Annotated in this window: 9 protein-coding genes; all 9 read right to left on the bottom strand. The window is 68.2% G+C overall.

Annotation, left to right across the window (positions count from 1 at the left end; all coding sequences use genetic code 11):
• Positions 1-311: 311 nt before the first annotated feature.
• Positions 312-1,001, bottom strand: coding sequence for a phosphate regulon transcriptional regulator PhoB (phoB, locus tag E3U25_RS04060; protein ID WP_116221129.1), 690 nt, complete (start codon positions 999-1,001; stop codon positions 312-314).
• Positions 1,002-1,004: 3 nt separating this feature from the next.
• Positions 1,005-1,715 (bottom strand): phosphate signaling complex protein PhoU, encoded by a 711-nt coding sequence (phoU, locus tag E3U25_RS04055; protein WP_036756850.1) that lies wholly within the window; start codon positions 1,713-1,715, stop codon positions 1,005-1,007.
• 18 nt (positions 1,716-1,733) lie between these two features.
• A complete protein-coding gene (gene pstB / locus E3U25_RS04050; protein WP_116221130.1) occupies positions 1,734-2,531 on the bottom strand; it encodes a phosphate ABC transporter ATP-binding protein PstB in 798 nt (265 codons plus the stop codon).
• Positions 2,532-2,551: 20 nt separating this feature from the next.
• Positions 2,552-3,895 (bottom strand): phosphate ABC transporter permease PstA, encoded by a 1,344-nt coding sequence (gene pstA / locus E3U25_RS04045; protein ID WP_036756844.1) that lies wholly within the window; start codon positions 3,893-3,895, stop codon positions 2,552-2,554.
• The gene (gene pstC / locus E3U25_RS04040; RefSeq protein ID WP_036756841.1) at positions 3,892-5,082 is read right to left on the bottom strand and encodes a phosphate ABC transporter permease subunit PstC; all 1,191 of its coding nucleotides are present in this window, start codon (positions 5,080-5,082) and stop codon (positions 3,892-3,894) included. The genes pstA and pstC overlap by 4 nt, the downstream gene beginning before the upstream one ends.
• Before the next feature lie 61 nt (positions 5,083-5,143).
• Positions 5,144-6,172 (bottom strand): substrate-binding domain-containing protein, encoded by a 1,029-nt coding sequence (locus E3U25_RS04035; protein ID WP_116221131.1) that lies wholly within the window; start codon positions 6,170-6,172, stop codon positions 5,144-5,146.
• A 253-nt stretch (positions 6,173-6,425) separates the two neighbouring features.
• Complete coding sequence (aroC, locus tag E3U25_RS04030; protein ID WP_072460827.1) at positions 6,426-7,526, bottom strand: chorismate synthase; 1,101 nt, start codon at positions 7,524-7,526, stop codon at positions 6,426-6,428.
• A 208-nt stretch (positions 7,527-7,734) separates the two neighbouring features.
• Positions 7,735-9,066 (bottom strand): HlyD family type I secretion periplasmic adaptor subunit, encoded by a 1,332-nt coding sequence (locus E3U25_RS04025; protein ID WP_116221132.1) that lies wholly within the window; start codon positions 9,064-9,066, stop codon positions 7,735-7,737.
• Positions 9,063-11,048 carry a type I secretion system permease/ATPase gene (locus tag E3U25_RS04020; protein WP_425355724.1) on the bottom strand — a complete coding sequence of 662 codons (1,986 nt, stop codon included), beginning with the start codon at positions 11,046-11,048 and terminating at the stop codon, positions 9,063-9,065. The genes E3U25_RS04025 and E3U25_RS04020 overlap by 4 nt, the downstream gene beginning before the upstream one ends.
• Between the last annotated feature and the right edge of the window lie 40 nt (positions 11,049-11,088).

Below are 11,088 nucleotides of genomic sequence, written 5' to 3'. Positions count from 1 at the left end.
TTCAAGCTCCGCAAGACGCTCGAAGCACGAACCGTTCCCAAACGGAAGCCCGCTTGCGAGTGCAGAACCTGGAAGCCACGCGGCACTCCCGAACCGCCGGCGCTCCTCTGCGAAGGCTTGGCGCGCTGCGGTCCGCCGGGCATCCGCCAGCTCAGGACCGGGCCGGAGCTGCGGCCGCAGGATTTCGCGGATCGAGGCTCCCTGGCGAGGTAAGCCTGGAAAGCTCTAAGCCCCTTGGCCGCACCGGCCCCGCATGCAGGCGGGGGCCGCCAGCCATGGCAACGGGCGGGAAAACGGCGGTGGCCGGATCCTCAGCCCAGCGAATAGCCGGTGCCGCGCACCGTGCGCACCGGGTTGTCGCCGCCATGGGCCATCAGCGCCTTGCGCAGCCGGCCGACATGGACGTCGATGGTGCGGGTGTCGACATAGATGTCGCGGCCCCAGACCCGGTCCAGCAATTGCTCGCGCGTCCAGACCCGGCCGGGCTTTTCCATCAGCGTCGAGAGCAGGCGGAATTCGGTCGGGCCCAGGTGCAGCGGCTGGCCGGCGCGGAACACCCGATGCTCGCCCGCATCCAGGATGATGTCGCCGAAGCTGAGCCTTTCGCCCATCGAGGCCGGCCGGGTGCGGCGCAGCTGGGTGCGCAGCCGCGCCATCAGCTCGACCACGGAATAGGGCTTGACCACATAGTCGTCGGCACCGGTCTCCAGCCCGCGCACCCGGTCCACCTCTTCGGAACGCGCCGACAGCATGATGATCGGGATCTGCCGCGTCGAGGGATCGGCCTTGACCCGGCGGCAGATCTCGATGCCGCTGACATTGGGCAGCATCCAGTCCAGCACGATCAGGTCGGGCTGCTCCTCGGCCACCAGCAGCATGGCCTCGTCGCCGTTCTCGGCCAGCACGACGTCGAAGCCCTCGGCCTCGAGGTTGTATTTCAGCACCTCGCGCTGCGCGCCCTCGTCCTCGACGACCAGGACACAGGGTTGGGTCTGCGCCATGGATCAGGCCCCCTCCATGCGCGGCACGCTTTCGCCCTTGGGGCGCGGATCCTCGGGCAGCTCGCCCGTGGCCAGGTAGATCACCTGCTCGGCGATGCCGGTGGCGTGGTCGCCCATGCGCTCGATGTTCTTGGCGATGAAATGCAGGTGCATGCAGGCGGTGATGTTGCGCGGGTCTTCCATCATATGGGTCAGGAACTCGCGAAACAGCGCGTTATACATCTGGTCCACCTCGAGGTCGCGCTTGCGCACGTCGGCGGCCAGCGCGGCGTCGCGCTGGATATAGCTGTCCAGCGCGTCCTTCATCATCGCCTCGACCGTGGCGGACATGCGCCGCAGCGCCATGCCGGCGCCGTCGATGGCGGGCATGTCGGCCAGCACGTTGCTGCGCTTGGCGATGTTCTTGGCGTAATCGCCCACCCGCTCGAGGATATGCGAGATCTTGATGACCGACAGCACCATGCGCAGGTCGGTCGCCCGCGGCGCCCGCAGCGCGATCAGGCGCGCCGCCTCCTCGTTGATCTGATGCTCCAGCGCGTCGATGGCCTTGTCGCGGCGGCGGATGTCGTCGGCCAGCTCGCCGTCGCGGGTTTCCAGCGCGATGGCGGCGTCGTGGATGGCGCTTTCGACCATGCCGCCCATCTTGACGACCAGGGCCTGCACGGTTTCCAGGTCACGGTCGAAGGCGGACAGGATGTGGCGTTCGTTGTTCATGTCAGATCCCTTTCCGGCCTAGCCGATGCGGCCCGAGATATAGCTTTCGGTGCGCGGATCGCGCGGATTGGTGAAGATGTCGTCGGTGTTGCCGTATTCCACCAGGTTGCCCAGGTGGAAGAAGGCGGTCTTCTGGCTGACGCGGGCCGCCTGCTGCATGGAATGGGTCACGATCACCACCGAGAACTGGGCGCGCAACTGGTCGATCAGCTCCTCGACCTGGCTGGTGGCGATGGGGTCCAGCGCCGAGCAGGGCTCGTCCATCAGCAGCACCTCGGGCTGGGTCGCCACGGCGCGGGCGATGCAAAGCCGCTGCTGCTGTCCGCCCGACAGGCCGGTGCCGGGATCGTTCAGCCGGTCCTTGACCTCGTTCCACAGCGCCGCGCCGCGCAGCGATTTCTCGACGATCTCTTCCAGCTCGGCACGGTTGCGGGCCAGGCCGTGGATGCGCGGGCCATAGGCCACGTTGTCATAGATCGACTTGGGAAAGGGGTTCGGCTTCTGGAACACCATGCCGACGCGGGCGCGCAGCTGCACCGGGTCCACGCGCTTGTCGTAGATGTCCTCGCCGTCGAGCGTGATCTTGCCCTCGACCCGGCTGATGTCGATGGTGTCGTTCATGCGGTTCAGGCAGCGCAGGAAGGTGGACTTGCCGCAGCCCGAGGGACCGATGAAGGCGGTCACGGTCTTGTCCAGCAGATCGACGTTCACGTCCTTGATCGCGTGCTTTTCGCCATACCAGACCTGCACGTCGCGGGCGGCGATCTTGATTTCCGACTGGTCCACGCTGCGCTCCAGAAGTCTCATGTCGTTCATATCGGGTCTCCTTCCCGAGATTACCACCGGCGCTCGAACTTGCGGCGCAGGAGAATGGCAAGCAGGTTCATGCAGAGCAGGAACACCAGCAGCACGATGATCGCCCCCGAGGCGCGCTCGATGAAGGCGGGGTCGGCGCGCTGGGTCCAGTTGTAGACCTGGACCGGCAGGGCCGAGGCGGGTTCGAACAGCCCGTCCGGCGGGGCCGAGGGGAAGTTCTTGACGAAGGCCACCATGCCGATCAGCAAGAGCGGCGCGGTCTCGCCCAGGGCCTGGGCCAGGCCGATGATGGTGCCGGTCAGGATGCCCGGCATGGCCAGCGGCAGGACGTGGTGGAACACCGACTGCATCTTGGACGCCCCCACCCCCAGCGCCGCGTCGCGGATCGAGGGCGGCACCGCCTTCAGCGCCGCGCGGGTGGCGATGATGATGGTGGGCAGCGTCATCAGGGTCAGCACCAGGCCGCCGACGATGGGCGCCGATTGCGGCAGCCCGGCGAAGTTGATGAAGGCGGCAAGGCCCAGGATGCCGAAGACGATCGAGGGCACCGCGGCCAGGTTCGAGATATTCACCTCGATGATGTCGGTCCAGCGGTTCTTGGGCGCGAACTCCTCCAGGTAGATCGAGGCGGCGACGCCGATCGGCACCGACAGCACCAGCACCACCAGCATCATGTAGAGCGAGCCGAGGATGGCGATGCCGACGCCGGCGGCCTCGGGGCGCTGGTCCGAGGCGTCGGGGCTGGTCAGGAAGGACCAGTTCCACTGGGTCGCCAGCATGCCCTGCGCCTTCAGCGCATCGGCCAGTTGCAGCTGCGCCGGCGAGGTATTGGCGTCGCGCGCCGCGCTTTCCATGCTGACGCGGCCCTTGTAATAGCCGTCGACCCGGCCGTTCACCAGCACGCGGGCCTCGACGGTCTGGCCGATCAGCTCGGGGTCGGCCAGCACGCGGTTGCGCAGCTGCGCCGAGGCCTCTTTCGAGATCAGGCCCGAGACGTCCTTGTCGGACAGCTCGGCGATGGCGATGCCCTTGTCGGCGATGGACTGTTCCAGCGATTGCTGCAGGATCTTGCCATAGGTCAGGGTCAGGACCTTGCGCAGGTCGGCGGGGTCGCGGTTGCCGTTCTTGTCCAGCTGCGCCGCGTCCAGCGCGACCGGGATTTCCAGGTAGGTCTGGCGAAAGGCGCCGATGCCGCCGGTCAGGATGGTGAAGAGCAGGATCACCAGCATCACCATGGAGACCAGGATGGCGCCCAGCCCATAGGCGCGGAACCGCGCCTCGGCGGCGTTGCGCTTGCGGGTGCGCGGGTCGGCGGCCAGCAGCGACGGGCGGGGCTGCGCGCCTTGCAGGGTTGCGTCGCTCATTCGTATTGCTCCCGGTATTTGCGCACGACGTAGAGGGCGACGATGTTCAGCCCCAGCGTGATGACGAAAAGGGTCAGCCCCAGCGCAAAGGCGACCAGCGTCTCGGGCGCGGCGAAATCGTTGTCGCCGGTCAGCTGGCTGACGATCTTGACGGTGATCGTGGTCATGGCCTCGAACGGGTTCAGGTCCATGCGGGCGGCGGCCCCCGCGCCCAGCACGACGATCATCGTCTCGCCGATGGCGCGGGACGCGGCCAGCAGGACGGCGCCGACGATGCCCGGCAGCGCGGCGGGCAGCACCACCTTGCGCACGGTTTCCGATTGCGTCGAGCCCAGGCCCAGCGCGCCGTCGCGCAAGGATTGCGGCACGGCGTTGATGATGTCGTCCGACAGCGAGCTGACGAAGGGAATCAGCATGATGCCCATGACCAGCCCCGCCGTCATCACCGACGAGCCGGAATTGCCCAGGCCCAGCGGCTGGGCGAAGTAGTCGCGCAGCATCGGGCCCACGGTAATCAGCGCGAAAAGGCCGTAGACGATGGTCGGGATGCCGGCCAGCACCTCGATCATGGGCTTGGCCACGCCGCGCAGCCTGGCCGAGGCGTATTCGGACATGTAGATCGCCGCGAACAGCCCGATCGGCACCGAGACCGCCAGCGCGATCAGCGAGATGTAGATCGTGCCCCACAGCAGCGGCAGGATGCCCAGCTGCGAGCCGCCGCCGAAACGCGGCGACCAGGTGGTGCCAAAGAAGAACTCGTGCCAGGAATATTTCTGGAAGAAATGCCCGGTTTCGAACAGCATCGAAAAGACGATCCCGGCGGTGGTCAGGATGGCGATGCTGGAACACAGGATCAGCAGGCCCTTGACCATGGTTTCGACCGCGTTGCGGGCGCGAAAGCCCGGCGCGGCGCGGAAAAGCGCAAGGCCCAGCCCGGCCGCGGCCAGCACCAGCGCCAGGATGGCGACGGGCGTCGGGTTCGCCGCCGGCTGCACGAAGCGCCAGATCGCGATCAGGAACAGCGCCGGCAGCGCCGTCAGCAGGGCGGCGTTCCAGCCGTGATAGCTGGGCCGCGAATGCAGCCGCCGCACATCGCCCCCGGCCATCGCGACGACGCGCGCGCGGGCGACAAGATAGCCCGCGCCGGCAAGGGCAAGGACGACGAGCAAGGTCCATGAGACAGGCATGTGAGCCCTCGAGCCAGGGAAACGGAACGGGCGCGGGGGGCAGCCCCCCGCGCCCGGCAGGTCATTCGGAAAGGATCGCCTCGTCGGCGACGGCGGCCTGGGTCACGGCCAGTTCCGGGTCGGCCACCAGCCCATAGGCGGCCAGCGGCCCTTCCGGCCCGGCCAGCTCGTCCGAGACGAAGAATTCCGCGAATTCCTTCAGCCCCGGCACGGTGCCGATATGCTGCTTCTTGACATAGAAGAACAGCGGACGCGAAACCGGGTATTCGCCCGAGGCGATGGTCTCGGTCGAGGGGTTGACCCCGGCCATGGTCGCGACCTTCAGCTTGTCGGTGTTGTTCTCATAGAAGGACAGGCCGAAGACGCCGATGCCGTTCTTGGCCGACTGGATGCGGGCCAGGGTCTCGGTATAGTCGCCGTCGATGTCGATGGACTTGCCGTCGGTGCGCAGCGCCATGCAGGCCGATGCGCCCTCGTCCTCGCCCTTCTCGGCCTTCAGCACCTCGGCGGCGCCCGATTCCTCGCAGCCCGCGGCGATCACCTTTTCCTCGAAGACCTCGCGGGTGCCGTGCTTGGTGCCGGGCACGAAGGCCAGGATCTCCTGGTCGGGCAACTCGGCGCGGATGTCGCTCCACTTGGCATGGGGGTTCGCAACGACCTTGCCGTCGACCACGACTTCGGCCGCCAGCGCGTTGAACCAGTCGGCCGGGGTGAAGGCAAAGTCGTTGCCTTCGATGTCGCTGGCAAAGACGATGCCGTCATAGCCGATGCGGACTTCCATGATCTCGGTCACGCCGGCGGCCTTGCAGGCCTCGATCTCGCTGGCCTTGATCGGGCGGCTGGCGTTGGCGATGTCGATGGTGTTCTCGCCCACGCCCTCGCAGAATTTCTTCAGCCCGGCCGAGGAGCCGCCCGATTCCACCACCGGGGTCGGGAAATCGGTATTCTCGCCAAAGGCCTCGGCGACGATGGTCGAATAGGGCAGCACCGTGGACGAGCCCGAGACCTGGATCTGGTCGCGGGCGGCGGCAGCCGTGGCCGAAGCGGCGATCACGGCCAGCGCCGACACGGTGAATTTCGCGGATTTCATAGGATCACTCCTGACATTTCCATGGGGCCGGATTCGGCCTGTGCGTTCTCTAGAACGCCGGTGCGACGGTTATGCGAAAGCAATGTAACAGTTCCGCAACAATGCAGGGGTATCTGCAAAACGGTGAACGGCTGAAACCCGCCGCGCCAGGGCCTTCTCCGTTTTCCAAATACCCCATGGGGTGAATTGGCCCGGAACGGGCCAAGAGGGGAACGGCGTTCCCCTCCCCTTCCCCGCCCGTCGCGCGCCTTGCCTAGCCGATCCGGCCGCGCTGCCCGCCGGTCTGCGCCCGGTCGAGCAGCAGGTGGTCCAGGATCACGCAGGCCGCCATGGCCTCGGCGATGGGCACGGCGCGGATGCCGACGCAGGGATCGTGGCGGCCCTTGGTGATCAGCTCGATCTCCTCGCCCCGCCGGTCGATGGTGCGGCGCGGGGTCAGGATGGAGCTGGTCGGCTTGACGGCGAATCGCACCAGGATGTCCTGCCCGGTCGAGATGCCGCCCAGGATGCCGCCGGCATGGTTCGAAAGGAAGCGCGGGCCTTCGTTACCCATGCGGATCTCGTCGGCATTCGCGGTCCCGGTCAGGGCGGCGGCGGCCATGCCCTCGCCGATCTCGACGCCCTTGACCGCGTTGATCGACATCATCGCGGCGGCCAGGTCGGTGTCCAGCTTGGCATAGACCGGCGCGCCCAGCCCCGGCGGGCAGCCCTGGACCAGCACCTCGACGGCGGCGCCGACGCTGTCCTGCGCCTTGCGGATGGCGTTGAGGTAATCCTCCCAGGCCGGCACGGCCGAGGCGTCGGGCAGAAAGAACGGGTTGTTGCCGATCTCGGCCGCGTCGAAATTCGCCCGGTCCAAATGCAGCTCGCCCATCTGCACCATGTAGCCGGTGATCTTCAGCCCCGGCGCCAGCTCGCGCAGCACCGCCTGGGCGACGCCGCCCGCCGCGACCCGCGCCGCCGTCTCGCGCGCGCTGGAACGGCCGCCGCCGCGATAGTCGCGGATGCCGTATTTCAGATGATAGGCGATGTCGGCATGGCCAGGGCGGAAGGCCTGGGCGATCTCGCCGTAATCCTTGCTGCGCTGGTCGGTGTTCTCGATCATCAGCTGGATCGGCGTGCCGGTGGTTTTTCCCTCGAAGACGCCCGAGAGGATGCGCACCCGGTCCGGCTCCTGCCGCTGCGTGGTGAATTTCGAACTGCCGGGGCGGCGGCGGTCCAGGAATTGCTGGATCCAGCCCTCGTCTAGCGCCACGCCCGGCGGGCATCCGTCCACCGTGGCGCCCAGCGCCGGGCCGTGGCTTTCGCCCCAGGTGGTGAAGGTGAAGACGCGACCGAAGGTGTTGAAGCTCATGATTGCCGGACCCCTTTTTGCCTGCGATAGCCGCAGGCCGGGCAAGGGGCAATCCCCAGCCCGGCCCGCCGCCGGACCGGCCCGCAGGGGTGCCGCGGCAAACCGGGCCGCTGCGCGGGAAATTATCCTTTCCTTTCAATGCCAAGGCCGGTTCCGCGCCGAAAGCCACGCCAACCGGCACTGCCGGGCCGGCCCGCCGCCGCCAAGGCTAATTCTCGCGGAAGGCCCGCGACAGGCTGTCCTCGATCGGCTTGACCAGGTATTGCGCGAAGGTCCGGGCCGAGGTCTCGATCATGACCTCCGCCGGCATCCCCGGCGTCGGCCGGAAGCCATGCACCCGCCCAAGCTCCGAGGGCGGCAGGTCGATGCGCACCACATAGACCTCGCGCTGGATACCGTCGGTCTGCGTGGCCAGCGCATCGGCCGAGACATAGACCAGGTGGCCCTGAAGCACCGGGGTGGTGCGCTGGTTCAGCGAAGTCAGCCGCACCGCCGCCTTCTGCCCGACCTCGATCTCGTCGATGTCGGTGCGCGCGACATGGGTCTCGATGATCAGCGGCGCATCCTGCGGCAGGATCTCGAGGATCGGCTTGCCCGCCTCGATCACCCCGCCGGGCGTGTGGTAATGCATGCGCACGATGGTCCCCGACACGGGCGAGGTGATATAGGCCCTCTCCAGCACGTCCTGCGCCTTCAGCGATTGCTCGCGGACGCTGTCCAGCTCGGCCTCGATGCCCTGGCTTTCGTTCAGCGCGGCCTGCTTGTGCTGGGTCAGCGCCTGCTCGATCTCGCTTTCGGCCTTGCGCACGGCCTCTTCCGTCTCGGCGATCAGCGCCCTGATGCGGCCCCCCTCGCCCACGGCATCGGCGATGGCCCGCGCCAGGACGTTGACGTCGCTGCGCCGCACCAGCCCGCGCTGCAGCAGCGTGTCGCGAGCGCCGTGATCCTCGCGCAGCAGGGCAAGCTGGGTCTCGATGGCGGCCAGCTGGCCCTGGTAGCCCTCGATGCGCGACCGGCTGGCGGCGATATTGCTTTGCAGCAGGATGACCTCGCCATCCAGCCGGGCGCGGGCGGCGCGAAAGGCCGCCTGCTGTTCGGCCATGATGGCGGCAAAGCTGGGCTCGTCCTCATATTCCTGCAGGAAGCCGTCGAAGACCAGCGTCTCGGCGCCGGCATATTCCGCCCGCAGCCGGGCGCTGATCGCCTCGAGCCGGGCGCGGCGCAATTCCAGCTCGCGCCGGTTGGCGATGGCGGCGGTGCGGTCCAGCTGGATCAGCACCTGGCCCTCGGTCACTTCCTCGCCCTCGTCGACCAGGATCTCGCGGATGATGCCGCCTTCCAGGTGCTGGACGATCTTGTTGCGGCCGGTGGCGACGAAGCTGCCCGGCGCCATCACCGCCGCGGCAAGCGGCGCCCGGAAGGCCCAGGTGCCGAACCCGCCCAGGGACAGCACCAGCAGGGCGATGCCAAAGACCAGATGCCGCGTCACCGAGCGCGGAACCCGGTCATAGAGGCCGTCGGGGTCGGATCTGCTGGTCATCGGCCTGCCTCCGGTGCGGGGGGTGTCGCGGGCTGCCGGCCCGGCCCTGCCTGGGGCGGGGCGGCTTGCGGCTGGGCAGCCTGGGGTTGCGGGGCCTGGGCCTGCGGGGCTTGCGGCGGGCGGGCCATGGCGGGGGGCTGGTTGCCCGGCGGCTGCTTGCGGCTCGCCAGCCGCTCCAGCATCTGGTCGCGCGCGCCGAAGGCGGCGATCTGCCCGTCGGCCAGCAGCATGATGTTGTCCACGTCCTGGAGCAGCTGGTATTTCTGCGTCACGACGATCATGGTGATGCCGTCCTTCTTGGCCAGCGCCATCGCCCTGGACAGCGCGCGGTCCCCCGCCGTGTCGAGGTTCGAGTTCGGCTCGTCCAGCACCACCAGGCGGGGGCCGCCGAAAAAGGCCCGCGCCAGGCCGATGCGCTGCTTCTGCCCGCCCGACAGCGGCGATCCGTCGGCGGCCACGATGGTCTCGTAGCCCTCGGGCAGCTTGGCGATCATGTCGTGGACATCGGCCAGCACCGCGGCCTGGTAGATCTCTTCGTCGCGGGCGTCGGGCCGCATCCGGGCGATGTTGTCCTTGATGGTGCCGGGGAACAGCTGCACGTCCTGCGGCAGATAGCCGATGCACTGGCCCAGCTGGCGCTGGTCCCAGTTGCGCAGGTCCATCAGGTCCAGCCGCACGCTGCCCGAGGTGGGCAGGATCGAACCGACCAGCATCTTGCCCAGCGTCGTCTTGCCGGCGCCGGAATTGCCGACGATGGCCAGCGATGCGCCGGGGTTCAGCGAGAATGTGATCGCGTTCAGCACCACCCGCTTGGTCCCGTTCGGGACGTAGAGCAGCCGCTCGACATCCAGCCGCCCCTCGGGATGGGGCAGCTTCAGCCGCTGCTGGTTCAGCGGCGAGGATTTCAGCAGCGCCGAGATGCGGCCATAGGCGGCGCGCGACAAGAGCACGTGGTTCCAGCCCTCGATGGCGCCCTCGATGGGGGCCAGCGCGCGGCCGGCGATGATCGAGGCGGCGATGACCATGCCGCCGGTGATCTCGCCGTGCAGCGCCAGGTAGGCGCCCCAGCCCAGCAGTCCCACCTGCGTCAGCAGCCGCACCGCACGCGAGGCGCCGGCAAAGGCGATGTTGCGGTCCTGGGCGCGCACCTGCGCCGTCATCGAGCTGGCGGCGTCGCGGCCCCAGATGGTCACGGCCTCGGGGATCATCGCCAGCGCGTTGATGATCTGCGAATTGCGCATCATCGAATCCAGGTGCAGGTTGGCGCGGCTGAGGTGCCGGTTCGCCTCGGCAAAGGATTTCGCGGTGGCGCGCTGGTTCATCATCGCGATGGCCATCAGCAGGACCGCCGTGGTCAGCACCATCAGGCCCAGGTGCGGATGGACCAGGAAGATCGCCAGGATGAACAGCGGCGCAAAGGGCAGGTCCAGCAGCGACAGCAGCGTGCCCGAGACCAGGAAGCTGCGCACCTGCTGCAGATCGCCCAGCGTCTGGTATTCCTGCCCGGCGCTTTGCAGCGAGGCGCGCGCCGCCGCCGACAGGATGGGCGCGCCCAGCCGGGCCGAGATGTCGACCGAGCTGCGCAGCAGCATGCCGCGCCGGATGGCGTCGAACACCACCTGCAGCAGCACGGCGCCGACGATCACCACCGTCAGCATGACCAGCGTGTCGATCGAGCGGCTGGTCAGCACCCGGTCCGAGATCTGGAACAGGTAGATCGGGATCGCCAGCACCAGCATGTTCGAGACGCCGCTGAACAGCAGAACCCCCAGGATATTGGCCCAGATCCGGCGGATCGTCGCGCCCAGCGCCCCGGCGATGTCGGGCTCGGACACCCGCTTGTGGAAGGCGGCGCCGTCCTTTGCCTGCACCGTGGCGGGCGCCGGGGGAATGCGCCCGGCCTGCCGCTCGATGGTGGGGCCGGTGCCCATGGGCTTCGAGGCCGGCGGGCGGGGCTTCTCGCCCTGCCAATCGACGCACATCTCGGGTTCGAGCACCAGCCGCTCGCTGGTCTTGTCGGAT

The sequence above is a fragment of the Paracoccus versutus genome (genome assembly GCF_029909795.1).
GTDB lineage: Bacteria > Pseudomonadota > Alphaproteobacteria > Rhodobacterales > Rhodobacteraceae > Paracoccus > Paracoccus versutus.
The sequence above is the reverse complement of the archived record's forward strand: the minus strand, read 5'-3'. Positions and strand labels throughout refer to the sequence as shown.

What these genes read in the sequence shown, in the direction of transcription:
- phoB (WP_116221129.1), bottom strand. Translation starts at nt 1,001, where the DNA reads ATGGCGCAGACCCAACCCTGTGTCCTGGTCGTCGAGGACGAGGGCGCG.
- phoU (WP_036756850.1), bottom strand. Translation starts at nt 1,715, where the DNA reads ATGAACAACGAACGCCACATCCTGTCCGCCTTCGACCGTGACCTGGAA.
- pstB (WP_116221130.1), bottom strand. Translation starts at nt 2,531, where the DNA reads ATGAACGACATGAGACTTCTGGAGCGCAGCGTGGACCAGTCGGAAATC.
- pstA (WP_036756844.1), bottom strand. Translation starts at nt 3,895, where the DNA reads ATGAGCGACGCAACCCTGCAAGGCGCGCAGCCCCGCCCGTCGCTGCTG.
- pstC (WP_036756841.1), bottom strand. Translation starts at nt 5,082, where the DNA reads ATGCCTGTCTCATGGACCTTGCTCGTCGTCCTTGCCCTTGCCGGCGCG.
- E3U25_RS04035 (WP_116221131.1), bottom strand. Translation starts at nt 6,172, where the DNA reads ATGAAATCCGCGAAATTCACCGTGTCGGCGCTGGCCGTGATCGCCGCT.
- aroC (WP_072460827.1), bottom strand. Translation starts at nt 7,526, where the DNA reads ATGAGCTTCAACACCTTCGGTCGCGTCTTCACCTTCACCACCTGGGGC.
- E3U25_RS04025 (WP_116221132.1), bottom strand. Translation starts at nt 9,066, where the DNA reads ATGACCAGCAGATCCGACCCCGACGGCCTCTATGACCGGGTTCCGCGC.
- E3U25_RS04020 (WP_425355724.1), bottom strand. Translation starts at nt 11,048, where the DNA reads ATGTGCGTCGATTGGCAGGGCGAGAAGCCCCGCCCGCCGGCCTCGAAG.